This is a genomic window from Streptomyces sp. cg35, from assembly GCF_050410835.1.
Taxonomy (GTDB): Bacteria; Actinomycetota; Actinomycetes; order Streptomycetales; family Streptomycetaceae; genus Streptomyces.
On the sequence record NZ_CP191268.1, the window covers coordinates 6,537,413 to 6,561,276 of the forward strand.

Below are 23,864 nucleotides of genomic sequence, written 5' to 3' on the forward strand. Positions count from 1 at the left end.
GCGGTTTGCCCGGATGTGCGTGGCACTCTTGAGGCGGAACGTCCCTGATCGTCGAGCCTGGTCGGAGCACCCGTGGATCAATTGGCCCTGCTGTTCGTGCTGCTGCTCGGGGCCGTCCTGAGCGTGCCGCTCGGCGACCGGCTCAAGCTGCCCGCGCCCGTCCTGATGACGCTGCTCGGCATCGTCCTCGCCCTGATCCGCGTCGTTCCGAACGTCGACATCGACCCCGACCTGATCCTGCCGCTCGTCCTGCCGCCCCTCCTCTACGCGGCCGTGCACCGCACGTCCTGGCGGCAGTTCGCCGCGAACCGGCGGCCCATCTTCCTGCTGGCCGTCGCCCTCGTCTTCGTCACCACCGCCGCGGTCGCCCTCGTCGCCAACGCGGTCGTGCCGGGCCTGCCGCTCGCCGCGGCCGTCGCGCTCGGCGCGCTCGTGGCGCCGCCCGACCCGGTCGCCGCGACCGCCGTCGCCGGCCAACTCGGCCTGCCCCGCCGCATGGTGTCGATCCTGGAGGGCGAGGGCCTGTTCAACGACGTGACCGCGATCGTGCTCTACCACGTCGCGATCGCCGCCGCCGTCAGCGGCAGTTTCTCCGTGCCGCAGGCCGCGCTCGAACTGGTGCTCTCCGCCGTCGTCGCCGTCGCGGTCGGTGTCGCGCTCGGCTGGGCCGCCAACCGGCTCATGGGCTATCTCGGCGACGCCACCCTCCAGATCGGCCTCACGCTCCTGGTGCCGTACGCCTCGTACGTCATGGCCGAGGAACTGCACGGCTCGGGCGTGCTCGCCGTGCTGACCGTCGCCATGTTCCTGGCCGAGCGCGCCTTCGACGCCGACGACGTGCTCACCCGGCTGACCGGCCGCGCCTTCTGGGACGTCGTCGACACCCTCGTCACCGGTGTCGCCTTCGGGCTCATCGGCCTCGAGGTGCACAACGTCGTGCGCACCGCGCAGGGCCGCTGGGGCGAGATGCTCGGCTGGGCGGCCGCGGTCGTCGGCGTCGTCATCGTCGTACGCCTGCTGTGGCTGCTGCCGATGACCTGGGTGACGCAGCGGCTGCACGCCCGGCGCGACGTCGACGAGGAGATCCCGGTGAGCTGGCGGGAGACCGTCGTCATGTGGTGGTCGGGGATGCGCGGTGTGGCCTCCGTGGCCCTGGCCCTCGCCATTCCGCTGACCATGGACGACGGATCGCCCTTCCCGGACCGGGACGAGATCGTCTTCATCGCCTTCGGGGTCATCATGGCGACCCTCGTGCTCCAGGGGCTGAGCCTGCCGTGGCTCGTGAAGAAGCTGAAGGTGCGCGCCGACACGGAGGCGGAGCAGGAGTACGAGAAGGCGCTCGCGCTGCGCGCCGCGAAGGCCGCCAAGCGACGGCTCAAGGAGATCGAGGAGGTCGAGGAGCTGCCGGAGGAGGTCCAGGAGCAGATGCTGCGGCGCGCCTACGACATCGGGCTGCGCATCAACCCGGAGCTGGGGGCGGAGGAACGGCGCGAGTCGCAGGCGAAGCGGTTCGCCCGGATCAAGCGGGTGCGGCGGATCCAGAGCGAGATGATGTCGGCGGCGCGGCACGAGGTGCTGGCCGCGCGCAGCGAGCCCGGGGCCGATCCGGAGGTCGTCGACCGGGTGCTGCGGCAGCTGGACGTGCGAAGCCTGCGCTGATCCCCGACCTCGAGCGCGCTCCACGACCTAGGCTCGTGCCCATGGCACGCAATGTGATGATCACCGGTGGCGGTACGGGAATCGGGCTCGCCGCGGCCCACGCCTTCGCCGCCGAGGGAGACCGGGTGCTGCTGGTCGGGCGGCGGGCCGACGTCCTGGCGAAGGCCGGGGTGCCGGGCGCGCTGACGTTCGCCGCCGATCTCAGCACGGTCCAAGGGGCGCGCGGCGCCGCCGACTTCGCCCTCGACGCGTTCGACGGCACGGTCGACGTGCTCGTGCACAGCGCCGGCGGACTCGGCGGGCGGCAGCCGGGGGCCCCGGCCGGGGGCGATCCGCTCGACGCCGTCGCGCACGAATGGGACGCCAACTTCCGTGTGAATACGCTCACTTCGGTCCTGCTGACCGAAGCCCTGCGGGACCACCTCGCCGCGCCCGGCGGCCGGGTCCTCTTCCTCTCGTCCATCGCCGCCCTGCGCGGCTCGGGCACCGGCGCGTACGGCGGCGCCAAGGCGGCCCTGCACCCGTACACCTTCGACCTGGCCAAGGCGCTCGGGCCGCGCGGCATCACCGTGAACGCGGTCGCGCCCGGCTACATCGAGGACACCGAGTTCTTCGGGCGCGAGATGTCCGAGGAGGAGTACGGGCGCCGCGTCGGCGCCATCCCGACCGGGCGGGCCGGAGCGCCCGCCGACGTCGCCGCCACCCTGACCTGGCTCGCGTCGCCGGGGGCCGGTCATGTCACCGCGCAGATCGTCCAGGTCAACGGCGGGGAGGTGCTGGGGCGCTGACCGCGCCTGCCGTCAGCCCCGGCCCGTGCGCGGCGCGCGGCCGTTGCGCTGGATCACATGGTCCGGCAGGGCTGTCGCCATCTCCTCCGGGGCGAGCAGGGCCGTCGCCGTGTTGATCCGGGGCAGCGCGTAGGGGTGCTCGTCGGTCAGCCAGCGGACCAGCTGCTCGCGGACCGTGACCCGCACCGTCCAGATGTCGTCCGCGTCCTTGGCCGTGACCACGGCGCGGACCTGGAGCGTGCTGGGCGTGGTGTCGGTCACGGCGAGGCTCCAGTCGCGGCCGTCCCAGGCGGCGCAGTCGCGCAGGATGTCGTGGAGCTTCTCGCGCATCTGCGGCACCGGGGCGCTGTGGTCGAGGTGGAAGAAGACGGTGCCGGTCATCTGGGCGCCGCCGCGCGACCAGTTCTCGAACGGCTTCGACGTGAAGTACGACACGGGCATCGTGATCCGGCGCTCGTCCCAGGTGCGTACGGCGAGGAAGGTGAGCGTGATCTCCTCGACGGTGCCCCACTCGCCGTCCACCACGACCGTGTCGCCGATGCGCACCATGTCGCCGAACGCGATCTGCAGCCCGGCGAAGATGTTGCCGAGCGTGGACTGCGCGGCGACACCGGCGACGATGCCCAGCAGACCGGCGGAGGCGAGCAGCGAGGCACCGGCGGCCCTGAACCCGGGGAAGGTGAAGAGCATCGAGGCCACCGCCACCACGGCGACGACCGCGATGACGACCCGCTGGATCAGGGTGACCTGGGTGCGCACCCGGCGGACCCGGGCCGGATCGCGGTGGGCGTTGGCGTAGCGGGCGTAGGTCGACTCGACGATCGCGGACGCGATCCGCACGATCAGCCAGGCGGTCGCGCCGATCAGGACCAGGGTGAGGGTCTGCCCGACACCGGCGGAGTGCTCCTCGGCGATCTTCGCCTGGTCGTACGAGCCCCGCAGCAGAGCCGCGCAGAGCACGAACTGGAGGGGGAGCCGGCAGCGGCGCAGCAGACCCCACAGCGGGGTCTCGTGATGGCGCCGGTCGGCGCGCTGCAAGAGACGGTCGACAGCCCACCCGAGCACGAGTGTGAGCACGACCGAGCCGCCGATGACGATGAGGGGGCGCAGTACGTTCTCCATGAGGGGACCGTAACCGGGATCGGCCGCGGCTAACCTGTGGCGTTCCTGGCACCATGGGGCCCATGAACATCATGCTTTTCCACTCGACGTACGGTCTGCGACCTGCGGTGCAGGCCGCGGCCGACCGGCTGCGCGCCGCCGGTCACGAGGTATGGACCCCGGATCTCTTCGAGGGCCGCACCTTCGACACGGTCGAGGAGGGCATGGCCCACAAGGACGAGATCGGCAAGGACGAGCTCCTCAAGCGCGCCGTGCTGGCCGCTGCCCCCTACTCCGACCGGGGCCTGGTGTACGCGGGCTTCTCACTGGGCGCTGCCACCGCGCAGACCCTCGCCCTCGGCGACGACAAGGCGAAGGGCCTGCTGCTCCTGCACGGCACCTCCGACATCGCGGAGAACGCCTCCGTGGACGAGCTGCCGGTCCAGCTGCACGTCGCCGAGCCCGACCCGTTCGAGACGGACGACTGGCTGACCGCCTGGTACCTCCAGATGGGCCGCACCGGTGCCGACGTGGAGGTCTACCGGTACGCCGGGGCCGGCCACCTCTACACCGACCCCGACCTGCCCGACTACGACGAGGAGGCCGCCGAGGCCACCTGGCGGGTGGCGCTCGGCTTCCTGGAGACCCTGTGAGCCTGCCGCGGCGGGGTCAGCCCCGGTAGGCCGTCCAGCTGTCCTTCATGCGCTGCACCTGGCCCGCGGTGAACTGGTACATGCAGGAGTCGTACGTGTAGTCCATGAAGTTGTGGATCGGGTCGACACCGGTCTTGTTGGTGCAGGTGTCGCGCCCGGTCGGGCACTCGAAGGCGGCGCTCTTCTCGGCCGGGGTGTCGGACACGTAGTCGCCGTTGCCGCTGCACCCGCCCTGGAACGTGTGGTAAAGCCCCATCCAGTGGCCGATCTCGTGGGTGCCGGTGTCGCCCTCGTTGTAGTGCGTCGCCGAGCCGCCCGGCAGCGAGGTGTCGAGGACGACCACGCCGTCGTCCTTCGGGTTCGACGTGTACGAGGACGGGAACGTGGCCCAGCCGAGCAGGTCGTCGCCCAGGTTCGCGGTGTAGAAGTTCAGCGCGTTCGCGCCGCCCTTGCGCAGCGCGGACTTCATCGACGACTCGGCGGACGAGTCGGGCGTGATGCCGTTGTACCAGGCGGCGTTGTCCGTGTAGTCGGTGCCGGCCAGCTGGAACTGGAAGCCCGAGTTCGTGTTGCCGGTGCCCTGCCCGCTGTACGCCGCGTTCAGGACGCTGATCTGATTGGCTATCGAGGCCGCGGACAGCTTGCCGGTGGTGCCGGCGTGGATGACGTGGAAGTACACCGGGACGGTGGTGGACGCGGCCGCGCTCAGGCCCCGCTCCAGGGTTCCGGCGGCGCGCATCTTGTCGAGTCTCTTCTCCAGCGCCGTGTTCATCGCCTTGGCCTGCGCGGCGGTCAGCTCGTTGGGCTCGGCGGTGTGCTCGGCTCCGGCCGGCTTCTTCTCGCGGGCGACCGCGTTCGCGGTGCTCGCGCACTTCTCGGCGGTGGTCTTCGTGGCGGCGGTGCCGGTGGGGGCGGAGAGCGGGACCAGGGCCAGGGTTCCGGCCATCACCGCGGTGCCGAGCAGCCGGCGGCTCAGGCGCGGGGACATGCGGGCAAGAGTGGTCATGTGGGGGCTCCTCGCGGACGTGGGCGGGAGGGCCTTCCTCGCCGCCGCGGGGAGATTACGTGCTCATGTCACTCCAGGAGGAGCGGCTAACTGGCCGCGCCGATCACGGAAATGGGCCGGGCATACCGGGGCAACCGTGAGAAGAAATTCGACGGCCGTCCGGAGTTTGAGACGCGGACGTAACGGCGGGGGTCACCGAGGTGGGTGGTGTGTCCGCATTGGCTCTCGCGTGCGGCCGCGTCCGCACCACCCACCGTGAGCGGTGTCATCCGCCCTTAACGTCCGTGCCCGTGACCGGAATGCAGCGCACAGGTATCACGGCCGGGCCGCACCGCGTCGGCGTCACCGCACCGGGGAGCCGACCCGCTCGGTCTTCTGCGTCCCGCTCAGCGTGCGGTACGAGCGCTCCCAGGAGGTCGTCGCGTTCTTGTCGGCCCGGTCGGAGATCACGTAGTAGTCCATCTGCGCGCGCTCGGCCGTGACGTCCAGGACGCCGTACCCGTGGGAGTCCATGTCGAGCCACTTCACGTGCCGGTTGGCCGCCTTGACGGCGCCCTCGGCGACCGTGGAGAGCGTGCCGGGGGCGACGTGCAGGATGTCGTCGAGGTTGTCCGAGGTGACCGACGTGACGACGAACTCCGTCGCCGCGGACGGCGAGAGCGGGTACGTCGCCGCCGTCACCGGCACGTCGTTCGCCCAGGCCATGTGGATGTCGCCGGTCAGGAAGACGGTGTCGCGGATGCCCTTGTCGCGCAGGTGGGAGATGAGCTCCTTGCGGTCGTGCGTGTAGCCGTCCCACTGGTCCACGTTGACCGCGAGGCCCTCCTTCGGCAGGCCCAGCAGCTCCGCGAGCGGGCCCAGCAGACGGGCCGGGAGCGAGCCGAACGCGACCGGCGAGATCATCACCGAGGTGCCGACCAGCTTCCAGCGCGCCTCGGAGCCCGCGAGACCCGCCTTCAGCCAGTCCAACTGGGCGCGGCCGGTGATCGTACGGTCCGCCGAGTCCACGTCGCCGTTGCCGATGCCCGACTGCCGGGAGCGGAACGAGCGCAGGTCGAGCAGGTGCAGATCCGCGAGTCTGCCGAAGCGCAGGCGGCGGTAGACGGTGCCCGCGGTCGAGGCGCGCACCGGCATCCACTCGAAGTAGGCCTGCTTCGCGGCCTGTTGGCGGGCGGCCCAGTCGCCCTCGGTGTCCGGCGTGTGGTTCTCGGCGCCGCCCGACCAGGCGTCGTTGGCGAACTCGTGGTCGTCCCAGATCGCTATCAGGGGATGCGCGGCGTGCATCGCCCGCACGTCGTCGTCCGTCTTGGTCAGGCCGTGCCGGACCCGGTAGTCGGCGAGCGAGACGATCTCGTGCGCGGGCCGGTGCTGCCGGACGGTGTACGCCGCCGCCGGGTACTCGCCCGTCCGGTACTCGTAGAGGTAGTCGCCGAGATGGAGGACCGCGTCCAGGTCGGTGCGGGCGGCCAGGTGCCGGTACGCGGAGAAATAGCCGGCCTCCCAGTTGGCGCAGGAGACCACGCCGAAGCGCAGGCCGGGAGCGGACGTGTCGGCGGCGGGCGCCGTCCGCGTACGGCCCACGGGGGAGAGCGCACCGCCCACGGAGAAGCGGAAGTAGTAGGCGGTTGCCGGGCGCAGGCCCCGGACGTCCGCCTTCACCGTGTGGTCGGCGGCGGCGCTCGCGGTCGCGGTGCCCCGGGCGACGACCGTGCCGAACGCCTTGTCCTGCGCGATCTCCCAGCCCACCTCGACGTCCGGGCCCAGGCCGGAGCCGGGCACGGCCTCGGCGGTGGGCGTCACACGGGTCCACAGCAGGACCCCGTCGGGCAGCGGGTCACCGGAGGCGACGCCGTGCAGGAAGGCGGGCGCCTCGGCGGCGCGGGCGGCGGCCGCGGCGGCGAGCGGCGCGGCGAGCACGGCGCCGGCGGCCGCGGCCTTCACGACCGTGCGGCGGCGCGGGGCAAGGGAGATGGTGCTCTCGGGGAAGCCGTCAGGCTGAGGTCGACTGGTCACGGAGGATCACATTACTGACCAGTACATGCCGAGAGCGGGCGAACCCGGAGAGTTCGCCCGCTCGTCGGCTGCGCGTCACATCGGGCCGGTCAGCCCTTGAGCGCCTTGTCCACCGCCGTGTTCCAGTCGGCGACGGTGCTCGGCGCGTTCTCGCTGTCGGAGCCGGTGAGCTTCTTGCCGTCGAGGACGAAGGACGGGGTGCCCTGGACCCCGTACTTGTTGTTGTCGAAGTTCTTCGACATCTCCAGGGCCCACTTGTCGAAGGTGCCGTCCTTGACGTCCTTCTGGAAGGCCTTGTCGTTCTTCAGCTCGGGGACGGTGTTCGCGATCTTGATGAGGTACGCGTCGTCCTTGAACTTGTCGCTCGTCTCCTCCGGGTGCCACTTCGTGGAGTAGAGCGCTTCCTTGTAGTCCCAGAAGGCGTCCTTCGACACGTTCAGAGCGGCGCCGAGCGCGCTGAGCGCGTTCTTGGAGCCCTCGCCCTGGAGGTTGTTGTCGAGGAAGGTGGCACCGACGTACTGGATCTTGTACTTGCCGGCGTCCATGTCCTTCTTGACCGTCGGGCCGACGGTCTGCTCGAAGGCGGCGCAGACGGGGCAGCGCGAGTCCTCGTACGCGATGATCGTCTTCTTGGCCGAGTCCTTGCCGAGGACCACGGTGGTGTTGTTCTTGCCGCTGGTGTTCTTGGGCGCGACCAGCGCGTCGTTCTTCGCGGCCTCCCAGTACGAGGGCTTGTTGCCCTGCACCACCAGGTAGCTCACGACGCCGGCTATCGCCAGGACGCCGACGATGGAACCGGCGACGATCGCCTGCCGCTTCGCCTTGTCCTTCTTGGCCTGCCGCTCCCGCTCGATCCGCAGCCGCTCGCGGGCCGCCGACTTCGCCTGCTGGCTGTTGCGCTTGCTCATGATCCGTTGCTCCGTAGTTCGTGAAAGGTGTTGGGGGGACTGTCGTGCTCAGGCTCAAACGGCCAGGCACGGCGGTCCGCGCCGTCCCACGGAGTGCACCCAGAACCGGGTGCGGGCGGCCCGGACGAGGGCCGCGGGGCGCGGCCGCTTCGGGGCCGGGTCCAGGCGGACGGAGACCGCGGCGAAGGCGACCAGCAGCGGGCGGAACGTGAAGGCGGCCACCGCGCGCAGCAGTTGGGCCAGGGCCTGCTCGCCGCGGCGCAGCCAGACGGCCGCGAGCAGCCCGACCGTGACGTGCGCGCCGAGCAGCAGCCAGGACGCGGCCGGGTCGCTGTGGGCGAGCAGGGCGGCGGCCTCGTCGGTGCCGCCGGTCATCCGGGCCAGCGGCGTCCCGACGCTCCCGCCGCACAGCACGTCGAAGCCGAACGAGCGCAGCGGACCGGCGACCGGGCCGCCCGCCTCGCCGTAACAGATGTGCTGGCCGGTGGTGAAGACCGTGTCCGCGGCCAGCTCCAGCGGGACGAGCAGGGCCGCGATCCGGCCGAGGCCGCGCTCCCGGCCCGCCAGCGCGTACGCGATCACGAAGACGGCGACGGCGATCGCGGCGACCGTCGTGAGCGGCAGCGGGACCCGGGACAGCAGGACGTGCGACGCGGCGGAGAGCGTCACGACGAGCGCCGTGAAGAGCGCCGCGCGCACGGCTCTGAGCTGGGTCCCGGATATGTCGTCCATCGCGGAGGAGTGTGCCATGGGTTCCGGTAAGCGATGCCTAAAGGGTCCCTGTGCGTTACAGCCCTGGGATCCGGCCGTTGCGGAACAGGTCCACGAAGATCTGGTGGTCCGCACGCGCGCGTGCCCCGTAGCTGTGCGCGAAGTCGACCAGGACGCCCGCGAAACCGTCCTCGTCGGCGGCGATCGCCGCGTCGATGGCGCGCTCCGTAGAGAACGGCACCAGCGACTCGCCGGACTGGTCGTCCGCCGCCGCGTGCATCGTCGCCGTGGCCCGGCCGAGGTCGGCGACGACCGCCGCGATCTCCTCCGGGTCGTCGATGTCGCCCCAGTCCAGGTCCACCGCGTACGGCGACACCTCGGCGACGAGCTGGCCCGACCCGTCCAGCTCGGTCCAGCCCAGCCACGGGTCCGCGTGCGCCTGCAGGGCCCGCTGCGAGATGACCGTGCGGTGGCCCTCGTGCTGGAAGTAGTCCCGGATCGCCGCGTCGCTGATGTGCCGGGACACCGCCGGGGTCTGGGCCTGCTTCATGTAGATCACCACATCGTTCTCGAGGGCGTCGCTGTTGCCCTCCAGAAGAATGTTGTACGAGGGCAGCCCCGCCGACCCGATCCCGATGCCGCGCCGCCCGACCACGTCCTTCACCCGGTACGAGTCCGGGCGCGCCAGCGACGACTCCGGCAGCGTCTCCAGGTAGCCGTCGAAGGCCGCCAGCACCTTGTAGCGCGTCGCCGCGTCCAGCTCGACGGAGCCGCCGCCCTCGGCGAACCGGCGCTCGAAGTCGCGGATCTCCGTCATGGAGTCGAGCAGCCCGAAGCGGGTCAGCGAGCGGGCGTCGCGCAGCGCGTCCAGGAGCGGGCCCTCGGCCGTGTCCAGCGTGAAGGGCGGCACCTCGTCGCTCTTGGCGCCCGTGGCGAGCGCGTGGATGCGCTCGCGGTAGGCCGCCGCGTACGTGCGCACCAGGTCGGTGATCTGGTCGTCGCCCAGCGCCTTGGCGTAGCCCACCAGCGCCACCGAGGCGGCGAAGCGCTTGAGGTCCCAGGTGAAGGGGCCGACGTACGCCTCGTCGAAATCGTTCACATTGAAGATCAGCCGGCCCGTGGCGTCCATGTACGTGCCGAAGTTCTCCGCGTGCAGGTCCCCGTGGATCCACACCCGGCTGGTGCGGTCGTCCAGGTACGGTCCGCCGTGCTGCTCGCGCTCCACGTCGTGGTAGAAGAGGCACGCCGTGCCGCGGTAGAAGGCGAACGCCGAGGCGGCCATCTTGCGGAACTTGACCCGGAACGCCGCGGGGTCCGCGGCGAGGAGCTCGCCGAACGCGGTGTCGAAGACGGCGAGGATCTCCTCGCCGCGCTGCTCAGCGGTGGGCTGCGGGACCGACATCGCCGGGTGCCTCCTGGTACGGGTGGTGCGTGGGCTTGTGTGACACGCAGGGCAGGTCTTCTGACCTGTCCAACGCCCGACCGTACTCCGGAGTGCCCGCGTCTTGTCAGCGGTCGGTCGTAGACTTCCAAGCTGTCCCCGCCACCGTCGCCGCGCGTTTGCCATTGGAGGCCCCCACCGTGTCAAAGCCGCCCTTCACGCACCTGCACGTCCACACCCAGTACTCGCTGCTGGACGGTGCCGCGCGGCTGAAGGACATGTTCAACGCGTGCAACGAGATGGGCATGACGCACATCGCGATGTCCGACCACGGGAACCTGCACGGGGCGTACGACTTCTTCCACTCGGCCGAGAAGGCGGGCGTCACGCCGATCATCGGGATCGAGGCGTACGTCGCCCCCGAGTCGCGGCGCAACAAGCGGAAGATCCAGTGGGGCCAGCCGCACCAGAAGCGCGACGACGTGTCCGGTTCGGGTGGTTACACCCACAAGACGATCTGGGCGGCGAACAGCACGGGACTGCACAACCTGTTCAAGCTCTCCTCGGACGCGTACGCCGAGGGCTGGCTGCAGAAGTGGCCGCGCATGGACAAGGAGACGATCTCCCAGTGGAGCGAGGGCCTCATCGCCTCCACCGGCTGCCCCTCGGGCGAGCTGCAGACGCGCCTGCGCCTGGGCCAGTTCGACGAGGCCCTGAAGTCGGCCGCCGAGTACCAGGACATCTTCGGCAAGGACCGGTACTTCCTGGAGCTGATGGACCACGGCATCGAGATCGAGCGCCGGGTCCGCGACGGCCTGCTGGAGATCGGCAAGAAGCTCGGCATCCCGCCGCTGGTGACGAACGACTCGCACTACACGTACGCCCATGAGGCGACCGCGCACGACGCCCTGCTCTGCATCCAGACCGGCAAGAACCTCTCCGACCCGGACCGCTTCCGGTTCGACGGGACGGGCTACTACCTGAAGTCCACCGACGAGATGTACGCCGTCGACTCCTCGGACGCCTGGCAGGAGGGCTGCCGCAACACGCTCCTGGTGGCGCAGCAGATCGACACCACCGGCATGTTCGAGAAGCGCGACCTCATGCCGAAGTTCGAGATCCCGGAGGGCTTCACCGAGGTCACCTGGTTCCAGGAGGAGGTCCGGGTCGGCATGGGCCGCCGCTACCCGGACGGCGTCCCCGAGGACCGGCAGAAGCAGGCCGAGTACGAGATGGACATCATCATCCAGATGGGGTTCCCGGGGTACTTCCTGGTCGTCGCCGACTTCATCATGTGGGCGAAGAACAACGGCATCGCGGTGGGCCCGGGCCGAGGCTCCGCGGCCGGCTCGATCGTCGCGTACGCCATGGGCATCACCGACCTCGACCCGATCACGCACGGACTGATCTTCGAGCGGTTCCTCAACCCCGAGCGCGTCTCCATGCCCGATGTCGACATCGACTTCGACGAGCGCAGGCGCGTCGAGGTGATCAGGTACGTGACGGAGAAGTACGGCGCCGACAAGGTCGCCATGATCGGCACGTACGGAAAGATCAAGGCCAAGAACGCGATCAAGGACTCCGCGCGCGTCCTCGGCTACCCGTACGCGATGGGCGACCGCCTCACCAAGGCGATGCCCGCCGACGTCCTCGGCAAGGGCATCGACCTCTCCGGCATCACCGACCCCAAGCACCCGCGCTACAGCGAGGCGGGCGAGATCCGGGGGATGTACGAGAACGAGGCGGACGTCAAGAAGGTCATCGACACCGCCAAGGGCGTCGAGGGCCTGGTCCGGCAGATGGGCGTGCACGCCGCCGGCGTCATCATGTCCAGCGAGCCGATCGTCGACCACGCGCCGATCTGGGTGCGGCACACCGACGGCGTCACCATCACGCAGTGGGACTACCCGCAGTGCGAGTCGCTCGGCCTGCTGAAGATGGACTTCCTGGGCCTGCGGAACCTGACCATCATGGACGACGCCGTCAAGATGGTGAAGGCCAACAAGGGCATCGACCTGGAGATGCTCTCGCTCCCGCTGGACGACCCGAAGACCTTCGAACTGCTCTGCCGCGGTGACACCCTCGGCGTCTTCCAGTTCGACGGCGGCCCGATGCGCTCGCTGCTGCGCCAGATGCAGCCCGACAACTTCGAGGACATTTCCGCCGTCTCGGCCCTGTACCGGCCGGGCCCGATGGGCATGAACTCGCACACGAACTACGCGGAGCGCAAGAACGGCCGCCAGGAGATCACGCCGATCCACCCGGAGCTCGAAGAGCCCCTGAAGGAGACGCTCGGCCTGACCTACGGCCTCATCGTGTACCAGGAGCAGGTGCAGAAGGCCGCCCAGATCATCGCCGGGTACTCGCTCGGCGAGGCCGACATCCTGCGCCGCGTGATGGGCAAGAAGAAGCCCGAGGAACTGGCGAAGAACTTCGTCCTGTTCCAGGAGGGCGCGAAGAAGAACGGCTTCTCCGACGCGGCGATCCAGGCCCTGTGGGACGTCCTGGTGCCGTTCGCCGGCTACGCGTTCAACAAGGCGCACTCCTCCGCGTACGGCCTGGTCACCTACTGGACCGCGTACCTGAAGGCCAACTACCCGGCCGAGTACATGGCGGCGCTGCTCACGTCGGTGAAGGACGACAAGGACAAGTCGGCCGTCTACCTCAACGAGTGCCGGCGCATGAAGATCAAGGTGCTCCCGCCGAACGTGAACGAGTCGGTGCACAACTTCGCCGCCCAGGGCGACGACGTGATCCTGTTCGGCCTGGAGGCCGTCCGCAACGTCGGTACGAACGTGGTGGACGCGATCATCCGCTCGCGCAAGGCGAAGGGGAAGTTCTCCTCGTTCCCCGACTACCTCGACAAGGTCGAGGCCGCGGCGTGCAACAAGAGGACCACCGAATCGCTCATCAAGGCGGGCGCGTTCGACACCATGGAGCACACCCGCAAGGGCCTCACCGCGCAGTACGAGCCGATGATCGACAACGTGGTCGCGGTCAAGCGCAAGGAGGCCGAGGGGCAGTTCGACCTCTTCGGCGGGATGGGCGACGAGGGCGCGGACGAGCCGGGCTTCGGGCTCGACGTCGAGTTCTCCACCGACGAGTGGGACAAGACGTATCTGCTCGCCCAGGAGCGGGAGATGCTCGGCCTGTACGTCTCCGACCACCCGCTGTTCGGCCTGGAGCACGTCCTGTCCGACAAGGCGGACGCGGGCATCGGGCAGCTCACCGGCGGCGACTTCGGGGACGGCGCGGTCGTCACGGTGGGCGGCATCATCTCGGGCCTGCAGCGCAAGATGACCAAGCAGGGCAACGCCTGGGCGATCGCGACCGTCGAGGACCTCGCCGGTTCCATCGAGTGCATGTTCTTCCCGGCGACGTACCAGCTGGTGTCGACCCAACTCGTCGAGGACGCCGTGGTGTTCGTCAAGGGCCGCCTCGACAAGCGCGAGGACGTGCCGCGCCTGGTCGCCATGGAGATGCAGGTCCCCGACCTGTCGAACGCGGGCACCAACGCACCGGTGATCCTCACCATCCCGGCGCTGAAGGTGACGCCGCCGATGGTCAGCCGGCTCGGCGAGATCCTCAGCCACCACCGGGGCGACAGCGAGGTGCGGATCAAGCTCCAGGGGCCGCGCAAGACGACGGTGCTGCGGCTCGACCGGCACCGCGTGAAGCCGGACCCGGCGCTCTTCGGCGACCTGAAGGTGCTCCTCGGCCCGTCCTGCCTGGCGGGCTGACCCGGCACGGCACGGTCCGCCGCGAGCGCGGCATGAGCGAGGGGCTCACCCGGAAGTCCGGGTGAGCCCCTCGCCGTGTGCCAAGTGCCTTGAATCAGGCGTCAGTTGTCGCCTCAGTTGTGGCCGAAGCGGCGCTGGTGCTTACGAGCAACATCCGCCGGGCTGCCCTGCGCCAGCGTCTGCGGCATCGCCTGTGCCTCCGAGGCCGCCGACTTGGCCTGCTCGGACGCCTGCTCTGCGGCGGACGCGCGGTCGTTCTGGGCGCCCTGCTTGCGGTTCTTGTTCTTGGCCATGGTGATCTGCCTCCTGCGGGGGATCTAGGGGCCAGGGCCGCGTTCAGATTCACATATGACGAGAAAGGTCGCATTTCGGAGAATTACCGTGCGTGACAAGGGGTGTCGGCACGCATTCCTCCCGCCGGCACCGCATCCGCCACGCCGAAGATCCAGTTCGGGCCGTTAACCCCCGTGCCGTCGGGCAGACTCGAAGGAAACCCGAAGCGAACCCGTGGGCGTCGCCCCGAGAGCGCGTCCGGACTGTTGGAAGTCGGCGAAAGAGGGTGGATCGCGTGGACCGCTGCATCGTCCTGGTGGATGCCGGATATCTTCTGGGGGCCGCCGCGAGCCTCCTCGCGGGTGAGCCCTCCCGATCCCGGATCCACGTCGACCACGCCGCCCTCATCCAGGGCCTGCGCGACCGTGCCGAGTCCGAGACCGAGCGCCAGTTGCTGCGCATCTACTGGTTCGACGGCGCCCCCGACCGCGTCCCGCAGCCCGAGCACCGCAGGCTGCGCGTCATGCCCCGGGTCACCGTCCGGCTCGGCGCCCTGACCCGCAGCGACGGCCGCTGGGCGCAGAAGGGCGTGGACGCCGCCATGCACGCCGAGCTGACCGAGCTGGCGCGCAACCGGGCCTGCTCGGACGTGGTCCTCGTGACCGGCGACGGCGATCTGCTGCCCGGCATGATGGCCGCCAAGGAGCACGGCGTCGCCGTCCACCTCTGGGCCGTGCAGGCCGCCGACGGCGACTACAACCAGTCCGAGGACCTGGTCGCCGAGGCCGACGAGCGGCGCGTGCTCGACCGGGCCTGGATCACCAAGGCCGTCCGCGCCAAGGAGCTCGGCGGCATCTGCGCCCCGCCGCCCGTACCGCGCCCCGAGATCGCCGCGATCCTCTCCGCACCGCTGCCCGAGTCGGCGCCGGCCGCGACCGGCCGCCCGGTGGACGAGGGGGTGGACGCGCCGCCGCCGCAGCACGCGCCGGCCGCCCGGACCGGCAGCGACACCGAGGACCGCGGCACCAAGGGCGTGCCCACGCCGAAGGACCTGGCCGCGCTCCGCGGACCCGGCGCACCGGCCGGAGCCGCCGCACCCCACCCGGCGAACGCGACGCTGCGCTGGTCCTCCGACAAGGGCTGGGTGGAGCGCCCGGGAGGCGGCGGCGAGCCCCCGGAGGCGGCGTCCCTGCCCACGCTCGCCCAGCTCACCACCGCGGAGCAGCGCTGGGCCGACCGGGAGGAGGACATCACCACGGTCGGCGGCGACCCGTACGAGGTGGGGCAGGTCTTCGCGCGCCGCTGGATGGCACGCCTCGCCGACCACGTCCTGCTGCAGAAGCTGGCCACCATGTACCCCCGGGTGCCGCACCGGATCGACGGCGAGCTGCTCAGGTACGCGGCGCGGTTCGGGCTGCTGGCCCACAAGGACGACCAGATCGACGAGCACGACCGCTACGCGATCCGGGCCGGTTTCTGGCGCGAGATCGACGTGCGGACCGCCGAGCACGCGACCGCGGGGGACTGACGTTTCCGCTAGCCGGACGGGGGTTCCGGCCCCGCCGGCCCGCGCGGCGAGGGCGACGCCCGCCTCATTTGTCCGGCCCCGCGCGCAATGAGGCGGGCCGGACCCCGTACTCTCGTTCCTCGTGAGTACGCGCACCGGCGAGGCCGCCCCGAACCATAAAGGGGACGCTGTGGTGTGCGCGGTGCGGGGGCTCAGCAAGACCTATCCCGCCGCGCGCGGACGGCGCGGGGCACCCGGAACCCCGGAGGTACGGGCCACGGACGACGTCCGGCTCGACATCCGGCGCGGCGAGATCTTCGGACTCCTCGGGCCGAACGGCGCCGGCAAGTCCACCCTCGTACGGCAGCTCACCGGACTGATGCGGCCCGACGCCGGAAGCGTGGAGATCCTCGGGCACGACATCGTGCGGTACCCGGAGCGGGCCGCGCGGATCCTCGCCTACCTCGGGCAGGAGTCGACCGCGCTCGACGAACTGACCGTGTCCCTCGCCGCCGAGACCACCGGACGGCTGCGCGGGCTCGCGCTCAAGGACGCGCGGGCCGCGCGCGACGACGTACTGGACGAGCTGGGGCTCACCCCGCTCGCCTCGCGCCCGCTGAAGAAGCTCTCGGGCGGGCAGCGGCGGCTCGCCTGTGTCGCCGCCGCGCTGGTCGGCGAGCGGCCGCTGCTCGTGCTGGACGAGCCGACCACCGGCATGGACCCCGTCGCGCGGCGCGCGGTGTGGGCCGCCGTGGACCGGAGGCGGGCCGAGCGCGGCACGACCGTCCTGCTCGTCACCCACAACGTCATCGAGGCGGAGACCGTGCTCGACCGCGTCGCCGTGCTCGACGAGGGGCGGGTCATCGCCTGCGACACCCCGGCCGGGCTCAAGGACCGCGTCGCCGGTGAGGTGCGCGTCGAGCTGGTGTGGCGCCAGGAGGCGCCGACCCGGCTGCCCGAGGTCGCCCGGCTGCGCGAGCACGCCGTGGAGGCCGGGCGGCGCTGGTCCCTCCGGCTCGCGCCGGACGAGGCCCGTGCCGCCGTCGCGGCCGTCACCGGCGGCCCGGCCTTCGACTTCCTCGACGACTTCACGCTCGCCACCCCGAGCCTGGAAGACGTGTACCTGGCACTCGGCGGGAGCCGCAGCAGCGTGAAGGGCCTGGTGAAGGCATGAGTGTCGTATCCGCGGAGGCCGTGCGCACCCGGTCCGGCGAACAGGTGGCGCCGGCCGGCCCCGCCGACGACGGGCTCGCGCCCCGGGCCGGATTCCTGCCGTCGCTCGCCGCCGTCTACCGCGCCCAGCTCTCCCGGGCCCGGGTGGCCCGGATCCCGCTGCTGTTCGTGGCGACCTTCCAGTCCATCGGGATCATGATCCTGATGCGCGGGGTCGTCGACCGCGGCGGCAGCGAGGCGCGGGCCGTCGTCGCGGGCTCCGCGGTGCTGGTCGTCGCGTTCGTCGCCCTCAACCTGCTCGCCCAGTACTTCGGGCAGCTGCGCGCCGCCGGCGGACTCGACCACTACGCGACCCTGCCGGTGCCGCCCGCCTCCGTGGTGCTCGGCGCCGCGGGCGCGTACGCCTCGTTCACCGTGCCCGGCACCGTGGTCACCGCGGTCGTCGGCTGCGCCATGTTCGACCTGCCGCTGACGCATCTGTGGGTCCTCGTCGCCGTGATCCCGCTGGCCGGGGCCGCCCTCTCCGGGCTCGGCGCCGCGCTCGGACTGCTCGCGCCACGAGCCGAACTGGCCACACTGCTCGGCCAGTTGGGCATGTCCGCGGCACTGCTGCTCGGTGTGCTGCCCGCCGACCGGATGCCCCAGGTCGTGCAGTACGCGCGCGATCTGCTGCCCTCCACGTACGGCGTCGAGGCCCTCGCGAGAACCTTCGGGGACCACCCCGACTGGCCCACCGTCCTGCTCGACCTGGGCGTCTGCGCCGCTGTCGGCGTCGCCTCGCTGGCCGTGGCGACCTGGGCGTACCGCCGGGCAGCCGTCCGGTGACGCGCCCGGCAGGGACGCCTGGCACGATGGCAGGGTGACCGCACCGCTGACGCCGCCGCCTCATCAGCCCCCGCACAACAACGGGCACAGTGACCCGTGGCAGGCCCCCGACCCGATGACCGGACATCTGCCTCCCGCGCCGCCCGCCTCCCAGGAGGACGGGCCCGGACTGCGCACCGAGCTGCGCGAGGCCGTCGTCGTGACGGTGGGCGTCGCGCTCGTCGGCCTGCTGCTCGGCGCCCTGTGGCTGTGGCTCGCGCCGCGGATCCCGCTCGTGTCGGACAGCTCGGCGGTCTACCTCAAGGACACCGAGGGGGAGCAGGCCATCGGGATCGACGGCACCTTCACCCTGCTCGGGCTCGCGTTCGGCGTGGTCACCGCGGTCGTCGTCTTCCTGTGGCGCAAGCGCGGCGGGGTGCCCCTGGTCGTGGCGCTCGCGCTGGGGGGCCTGCTCGGCGGCGTGCTCGCCTGGCGGTTCGGGATCTGGCTCGGTCCCGCGCAGGACGTCGCCGCGCACGCCAAGGAGGTCGGCAAGGGGGTCGTCTTCGACGCGCCCCTCGAACTCAAGGCCAAGGGGGCGCTGCTCGCCTGGCCGCTGGCCGCAATGGTGGTCCACCTCGGGCTCACGGGCCTGTTCGGCCCCCGGGACCCGGACCCGTACGCCGGCTACTACGAACACACCCCGCAGCACGCGCCGGGGGCGCCCGGGGCAGGGGCCTGAGGGCTACTCCGCGCGCGTCTCGCCCAGGAGCAGACCCGCCTCGGCCAGATGACGCCGTACGTACGCGAACTCGGCCGCGCCCAGCGGGACCTGGGGTGCCGCGGTCGCCGGGCAGCCGATGATCCCCTGGAGATGGACGGCCGCCTTGAACGCGCCGAGCGCGGAGGACGAGCCGCCCATCCGCGCCGGGTCGCCGGCGTCGACGATCCCGAACAGGGCGGCGAGCCGGTCCTGTTCGCGCCGGGCGGTGTCCCAGTCGCCCGCGCGGGCGGCCTCGTAGAGCCGCACGTAACCGTGCGCGTCCACGTTGCCGAGGCCGGGGACGACGCCGTCGGCGCCCGCCAGCAGCGCGCCGTCCACCGTGAGCTCGGAACCGGTGAGCACCGAGAAGCCGGGCGCGGCCGCGCGCAGCGGGGCGAGCAGACGGCGCAGTGAGCCCTCGTCGCCGCTGGAGTCCTTGAGCCCCGCGAGCGTGCCGTCGGCGGCCAGCGCCAGGACCGTGTCCCGGCTCAGCTTGCCGTGCACCGCGGCCGGGATGTCGTACGCGAACACGGGCAGCCCGGCGCCCGCGCGCAGCCGCCGGAAGTGGTCGGCGATCTCGGCCGGATGCGTGCGGGTGTAGAACGGCGCGGTCGCCACGAGCGCGTCCGCGCCCGCCTTCACCGCGTCCTCCGCCCGCTCCAGGACCCGCGCGGTCGTCGTCTCGATGACGCCGGCGAGCACCGGGACCCGCCCGGCCGCCGCCTCCACCGCGGCCTCCAGGACGGTGCGGCGCCGGCCGTCCGTGAGGTACGCCGCCTCGCCGCTGGAGCCCAGCAGGAACAGGCCGTGCACCCCGGCGCCGATCAGATGACCGGTCAGCCGCCGCACCGACGCGACGTCCACCTCGCCCTCCGGGGTGAGCGGCGTGACCAGGGGCGGGACGACGCCGCGGAGCGGGGCGGGGAACGGTGCGCGGAGAGTCATGGCGGTGGTCTCCCGGAGCAGAAGAAGGTAGGACGTGGGACGTCCCATGTTGAGGGTGACAGTGCGGCACCGGCGACAGCGGTGTCAAGGGCGCGGCAGGGGCCGCGGCCCCGGAGCGCAGCGGCCGCGGAGACCGCCCGTGCGGGGCGGGGTCTCCGCGGCCGGTCGAGCCGTCGCCGATCGTCAGGCGGGCCGGTGCCCGTGGTTGGACTTGCCCTTCTTGATGCGCCACTTCCGCTTGCGCGTCTTCTTCGACATGTCCTTGGTGCTTAGCCGAAGAGGCGGGGCACGTCGAGGGGTCAGACGCGCCCGACGGGAGCGAGTACGGCGTCGGTCAGCGCCGCCAGGTCGCCCGGCGCCAGCTCGACCTCCAGGCCCCGGCGGCCCGCCGAGACACAGATCGTCGTGTGCTGCCCGGCCGACGCGTCGATGACCGTCGGCAGCCTCTTGCGCTGGCCCAGCGGCGAGATCCCGCCCCGGACGTATCCGGTGGTGCGCTCGGCGAGCGCCGGATCGGCCATCGCGGCACGCTTGCCGCCCACCGCGGACGCCAGCGCCTTGAGGTCGAGCTGGCCCGCCACCGGCACGACGGCGACGGTCAGCCGGCCGTCGACGTCCGCGACGAGCGTCTTGAAGACCCGGTCGGGGGAGACGCCCATCGCCTCGGCGGCCTCCTCGCCGTACGAGGGGTGGGACGGATCGTGGTCGTACGCGTGGACCGTGAAGGTCGTGCCGGCCGCGGTGAGCGCCACCGTCGCCGGGGTCCCGCCCGACTGCTGCTGCTTCTTGGCCTTCTTCGCCAACGTGCCCGTTCCTTAAGGTCAGTTGAGGCTGGTCGCTTGTCTCGTCAGTTCCGTCGCGGGCAGCGAAGGCAGGTGCCGGATGATCGCCGTCTCGGCGCGCAGCAGCTTCAGCTCGTCGCGCAGCCGGGACGCCGCGTCCGGCGCCTGGAGCAGCCGCTGCTTCGTCGGTACGTCGAGCACCGCGGCCGCCGCCACCAGGTACGACACCACCGACGGCTCGTCGGGCAGCTCCGCGCCCGTCGTCAGGGACCGCTCGCGGGCACCGGCCAGCCGCTTCTGGTACGAGCGGAACGCCCGCAGCACCCCCTCGGCGAGGGCACCGGCCTCGTCGCCGTCCTCCTCGGGCAGCTCCTCGACCTCGGCCGTCAGATAGGCGCCCGAGGCGTCCACCGAGTGCAGCTTCACCCGGCGGGTGCCGGTGGCCAGGACCTCGAAGCTGCCGTCGGCGCGCTCGCGGATGGTCGCCGCGTCCGCGATGCAGCCCACCGCGTGGAACGACGTGATCGGGTCGTCGCCGAAGCCGGCCGCGGGCCCCGCGTCCGCCTCCTTGGTGGTGACGTCGTCCGGCATGCCGGACGACGTCGGCGCGACCTCGTGGCCGTCGCGGATCGCGACGACGACGAACTGGCGCGGCTCGTCGGAGACGGCCGGATCGGCGTCGGGGTCGGTCGGGTCATCGGGGGACGCCTTCAACAGGTCGCGCATCAGGGCGCGATAACGCTCCTCGAAGACGTTCAGCGGGAGCACGAGCCCCGGGAACAGCACCGAGTTGAGCGGGAAGAGCGGAAGCCGGACGGTGGTCACGACGCTCAAGCGTAATGGGCGCCGGAGCCGCCTGGTCCGTCGCGCAGCGGCAGCACCGCCGCGACCTCCAGGCGCACCCCGTCACGCCGCTCCAGGAAAAGGCCCAGCGGATCGTCCGAGAGCCGGTCCCAGGGGAACGACGTGGCGTACGGGCCGACCAGCCGGAGCTGCTCCAGGGCGTCCGGCCAGCGCTCCAGCTCGACCAGTACGCAGGCCAGCAGATTGCGCACCTCGGCGGGCCACGGATCGGCCGCCTCGTACGTACGGGACAGCTCGATCGCCAGGTCGGCGGCCGCGTCGAGGCGGGCCCGCGGGATGCCCCGCGGGATCTGCGCCGTCAGGTAGGCGAGGGCCGCGCGGGCCGGCAGGGCCTGGAGGAGGGAGCCCGGCAGGGCGTCCTGCGCGGCGCGCTCGGCGAAGTCGAAGCATTCGGCGTGCGAGCCGTACCAGGCGGCCGACAAATACTGCAGCGCCGCGACATGACAGCCGTAGTGGTGCGGGGAGCGGCGCACCGCCTGGGCCCACAGGCTCTCGAAGACGGTGTGCGGGGCGTTCGTGCCGCGGGCGTGGTCGAGGGCCACGCGCCAGGGCACGGGGTCGCCGGGGTCGGCCTCCGCGGCGGCCAGGATCAGCGGGGTGACCTCGCGCAGCAGCTCGGCGCGGGCCGGGGAGCCGAAGGCCCGGTCCACCGCCAGCTCGGCCTTGACGAGCAGCAGGTCCGGGTCGTGCGGGGACGCGGACTGCCAGGCGTGGAACCACTCGGGGCGGGAGGCGGCGAACGCGGCGAGGCGCTGCACGTAGCGGTCGCGGTTCTCCCACTCGGCCGCTTCCCTCGTGTGCGCGAGGACCTTGGCGACCGGGCCGAACTCCCCACGTCCGGCCTCGACCAGCGCCGGGGCCAGCCGCTCGTCCGGGGCGTCGAGCAGGACCTCGTCGTCCGGCGGCAGGCCCTCGGCCAGGGCTCCGGTGTGGCGGATCATGCGGACGGTCCGCAGGAAGGCACGCAGGAACGGCACGGTGCCTCCTCTGCGTGCGGGAACGGGGTCTGCGCTGGGATGACGGCTCCGGGGGACCGTTGGTTGCCTCCGGACGGTAACGGTTCGGCCGGGGCTAGCTCCGGCGCAGCAGCCGCGTCGCTCCCGCCGCCACCGTCGTCGCCAGGATCCAGCCCAGCATCACCAGGATCGCCGCCGCCCACTGCCAGCCGCCCTGCAACTGCCAGGCGCTGGACTGGCCGAGGTCGATCACCGGCAGGAGAAGATCGAGGGCGAACAGGGCCGAGTCCCAGTGCGGGCCCTCGCCCGGTTTCATCGGCGGGTGGGATGCATGGCCGAAAGCGAACGCGCCGACCGCCCAGAGCACCGCCATCCACACCGCGGCCCGGCCCGGCCGGTACCCGTACGCCACCGTCCAGTCCTGGAGGTAGCCCCACACCTTCGCCGCGGCCGGCAGCGTGTCGCGGCGGCGGCGCTGCTTGGCGAGGAGCACCTCGCGGGCGTCGGCGTCCTCGCCGCTGTTGCGCAGCACCGTGGCGAGCCGTTCGTACGGCTCCGGGTTGTACTCGGGCGTCGCCGCGGCGAGCCACTCCAGGCGCCGGGTGAGCGGAAAGGGGCCGAACGGGATCAGGTTCTCGTAGGTGAATCCGCCCATGCGCAGCTGCCCGGGGCCGGGCCAGCCCGCCGCCTTGTCGACCAGGTTGACGATCTTCGCGCCGGACAGCACGATCCTCCCGCACTGCGGCTTCTCGCCGAGGAAGCGCAGCTCGGGGGTCTGGATGCGGCGCAGCGAGACCTCCTGGTCGTTCTCCAGCGTGAAGCGCGCCGACTCCAGGTCGACCGCGTCACCGAACCGCCCGTCGTCGAGCCGGACGCCGCCCACGCACTCGAAGCGCTGCACCCGCGTGCCGCGCGCGGGCGTGGCGCCGCTGGACTGGATCGGATTGCCGAGGCCCGCGGGGGTCAGGTACAGCGTGCGCTCGACCGTCATCTGCGGGGCGTTCAGCGCCCGGCGGCCGTAGGTGTTGCTCAGGTGACTGCCGCGCAGCGAGAGCGAGACGCCGACCGTGGCGCCGCGCAGGCTGACCTCGCCGTGCGTCTCCATCATCTCGGCCTGCAGGTCCTGCCCGACCGACAGACCGTCCGCCATGACCGACTTGCTGTGCCGGTCGCGGAACACGACGGCCTGGTTGAGCAGCAGGTCCGTGCCGATGTGCGCGTCGGTCAGGCGGATGCCGTTGTGGAAGCGGCAGCGCGGCAGATGCAGATCGCCCTCGGTGTGCACCCGGGCGGCCTCCAGCCGCGGCACCGAGCAGTCGACGAGCCGTACCGTCGTGAAGTGCGCCTCCGGCAGCAGCACCTCCTTCTCGAAGCGGCAGTGCTTCAGTTCGAGATACGGGACCACCGTGCCGCCCGCGAGATCGAGCACGTCGGTGATCTGCACGCCCTGGAGCTTGAGGGACGAGACCCGGCCCGACAGGGCGGGCGGCCCGTCCAGCAGCAGCCAGGCCACGATCCGCGCCCGCACACTGCGCTCGGGCCCCCAGGGGTGCCCGCCGTGCGGATCGTCCACCGTCGCGTCCCCGCTGCGCAGGTCGTAGACGCTGCCGTTGCGGAACGCCTGCCACATCCCGACTTCCGCGGCGCTCAGCCCGTCCGGCACGTCTCCGTCGTCGTTGCCGGTCGTCACGTCGACCACTACCGCTCTTCCTCCCCGTGCACCCCGTACGCCCTGCCACCCGCACGTCCCACGTGGCCCGCGGTCACCTCGGCCACCTGCTACTCGTGGGTTTCGTACAACCGTTCATGCCCGCTGGGTGACCGTCTGAACGCTAGT

General features: G+C 71.7%; 20 protein-coding genes. 8 read left to right on the forward strand and 12 right to left on the reverse strand.

Translation table 11 applies throughout. From position 1 onward, the window contains the following. Window positions 1-72 precede the first annotated feature (72 nt). On the forward strand, window positions 73-1,659 hold the full coding sequence (locus ACQUQD_RS29845; RefSeq protein WP_428955243.1) for a Na+/H+ antiporter: 1,587 nt from the start codon (window positions 73-75) through the stop codon (window positions 1,657-1,659). A 41-nt stretch (window positions 1,660-1,700) separates the two neighbouring features. Then, entirely contained in the window at window positions 1,701-2,447 is a 747-nt protein-coding gene (locus tag ACQUQD_RS29850) for an SDR family oxidoreductase (RefSeq protein ID WP_428955244.1), read from the forward strand. A 12-nt stretch (window positions 2,448-2,459) separates the two neighbouring features. Here the strand turns inward: ACQUQD_RS29850 and ACQUQD_RS29855 are convergent, their stop codons facing one another. Further along, on the reverse strand, window positions 2,460-3,569 hold the full coding sequence (locus ACQUQD_RS29855) for a mechanosensitive ion channel family protein (protein WP_428955245.1): 1,110 nt from the start codon (window positions 3,567-3,569) through the stop codon (window positions 2,460-2,462). A 62-nt stretch (window positions 3,570-3,631) separates the two neighbouring features. Here ACQUQD_RS29855 and ACQUQD_RS29860 point away from each other — a divergent pair, with 62 nt between their 5' ends. Then, window positions 3,632-4,201 (forward strand): dienelactone hydrolase family protein, encoded by a 570-nt coding sequence (locus ACQUQD_RS29860; RefSeq protein ID WP_428955246.1) that lies wholly within the window; start codon window positions 3,632-3,634, stop codon window positions 4,199-4,201. 16 nt (window positions 4,202-4,217) lie between these two features. Here ACQUQD_RS29860 and ACQUQD_RS29865 read toward each other — a convergent pair whose 3' ends face one another. The 5 genes from ACQUQD_RS29865 to ACQUQD_RS29885 form a co-directional block, all read right to left on the reverse strand. Next, complete coding sequence (locus ACQUQD_RS29865) at window positions 4,218-5,207, reverse strand: zinc metalloprotease (RefSeq protein ID WP_428955247.1); 990 nt, start codon at window positions 5,205-5,207, stop codon at window positions 4,218-4,220. Between the two features lie 342 nt (window positions 5,208-5,549). After that, on the reverse strand, window positions 5,550-7,220 hold the full coding sequence (locus ACQUQD_RS29870) for an alkaline phosphatase D family protein (protein WP_428955248.1): 1,671 nt from the start codon (window positions 7,218-7,220) through the stop codon (window positions 5,550-5,552). 89 nt (window positions 7,221-7,309) lie between these two features. Next, on the reverse strand, window positions 7,310-8,128 hold the full coding sequence (locus ACQUQD_RS29875) for a thioredoxin domain-containing protein (protein ID WP_428955249.1): 819 nt from the start codon (window positions 8,126-8,128) through the stop codon (window positions 7,310-7,312). A 54-nt stretch (window positions 8,129-8,182) separates the two neighbouring features. Next, window positions 8,183-8,860, reverse strand: a complete 678-nt coding sequence (locus tag ACQUQD_RS29880; RefSeq protein WP_428955250.1) for a hypothetical protein — start codon at window positions 8,858-8,860, stop codon at window positions 8,183-8,185. 55 nt (window positions 8,861-8,915) lie between these two features. Then, window positions 8,916-10,241 (reverse strand): DUF2252 domain-containing protein, encoded by a 1,326-nt coding sequence (locus ACQUQD_RS29885; RefSeq protein WP_428955251.1) that lies wholly within the window; start codon window positions 10,239-10,241, stop codon window positions 8,916-8,918. Between the two features lie 179 nt (window positions 10,242-10,420). On the opposite strand from ACQUQD_RS29885, the gene dnaE reads away from it, so the two are divergent. Continuing rightward, window positions 10,421-13,960 (forward strand): DNA polymerase III subunit alpha, encoded by a 3,540-nt coding sequence (gene dnaE, locus ACQUQD_RS29890; RefSeq protein ID WP_428955252.1) that lies wholly within the window; start codon window positions 10,421-10,423, stop codon window positions 13,958-13,960. A gap of 113 nt (window positions 13,961-14,073) precedes the next feature. Here the strand turns inward: dnaE and ACQUQD_RS29895 are convergent, their stop codons facing one another. Beyond that, window positions 14,074-14,253 carry a hypothetical protein gene (locus ACQUQD_RS29895; protein ID WP_428955253.1) on the reverse strand — a complete coding sequence of 60 codons (180 nt, stop codon included), beginning with the start codon at window positions 14,251-14,253 and terminating at the stop codon, window positions 14,074-14,076. A 275-nt stretch (window positions 14,254-14,528) separates the two neighbouring features. Between ACQUQD_RS29895 and ACQUQD_RS29900 the strand changes: the two genes are divergently transcribed. The 4 genes from ACQUQD_RS29900 to ACQUQD_RS29915 all read left to right on the forward strand — a co-directional run bounded on the left by ACQUQD_RS29900 (window position 14,529) and on the right by ACQUQD_RS29915 (window position 18,459). Continuing rightward, a complete protein-coding gene (locus ACQUQD_RS29900) occupies window positions 14,529-15,761 on the forward strand; it encodes an NYN domain-containing protein (RefSeq protein ID WP_428955254.1) in 1,233 nt (410 codons plus the stop codon). Window positions 15,762-15,933: 172 nt separating this feature from the next. Continuing rightward, the gene (locus tag ACQUQD_RS29905; RefSeq protein ID WP_428955255.1) at window positions 15,934-16,914 is read left to right on the forward strand and encodes an ABC transporter ATP-binding protein; all 981 of its coding nucleotides are present in this window, start codon (window positions 15,934-15,936) and stop codon (window positions 16,912-16,914) included. Then, complete coding sequence (locus tag ACQUQD_RS29910) at window positions 16,911-17,738, forward strand: ABC transporter permease (protein ID WP_428955256.1); 828 nt, start codon at window positions 16,911-16,913, stop codon at window positions 17,736-17,738. The genes ACQUQD_RS29905 and ACQUQD_RS29910 overlap by 4 nt, the downstream gene beginning before the upstream one ends. 34 nt (window positions 17,739-17,772) lie before the next feature. Next, a complete protein-coding gene (locus ACQUQD_RS29915; RefSeq protein WP_428955257.1) occupies window positions 17,773-18,459 on the forward strand; it encodes a DUF2567 domain-containing protein in 687 nt (228 codons plus the stop codon). Between the two features lie 3 nt (window positions 18,460-18,462). On the opposite strand, the gene ACQUQD_RS29920 is transcribed toward ACQUQD_RS29915, so the two are convergent. The 5 genes from ACQUQD_RS29920 to ACQUQD_RS29940 form a co-directional block, all read right to left on the reverse strand. Next, on the reverse strand, window positions 18,463-19,425 hold the full coding sequence (locus ACQUQD_RS29920) for a dihydrodipicolinate synthase family protein (protein ID WP_428955258.1): 963 nt from the start codon (window positions 19,423-19,425) through the stop codon (window positions 18,463-18,465). Between the two features lie 299 nt (window positions 19,426-19,724). Beyond that, window positions 19,725-20,228, reverse strand: a complete 504-nt coding sequence (gene ybaK / locus ACQUQD_RS29925) for a Cys-tRNA(Pro) deacylase (RefSeq protein WP_428955259.1) — start codon at window positions 20,226-20,228, stop codon at window positions 19,725-19,727. Window positions 20,229-20,246: 18 nt separating this feature from the next. Then, window positions 20,247-21,032: an LON peptidase substrate-binding domain-containing protein gene (locus ACQUQD_RS29930; RefSeq protein ID WP_428955260.1), complete on the reverse strand. Its 786-nt coding sequence runs from the start codon at window positions 21,030-21,032 to the stop codon at window positions 20,247-20,249. A gap of 5 nt (window positions 21,033-21,037) precedes the next feature. Beyond that, window positions 21,038-22,012 (reverse strand): hypothetical protein, encoded by a 975-nt coding sequence (locus tag ACQUQD_RS29935; RefSeq protein WP_428957693.1) that lies wholly within the window; start codon window positions 22,010-22,012, stop codon window positions 21,038-21,040. Window positions 22,013-22,142: 130 nt separating this feature from the next. Then, window positions 22,143-23,657, reverse strand: coding sequence for an oxidoreductase (locus tag ACQUQD_RS29940; protein WP_428957694.1), 1,515 nt, complete (start codon window positions 23,655-23,657; stop codon window positions 22,143-22,145). Window positions 23,658-23,864 lie beyond the last annotated feature (207 nt).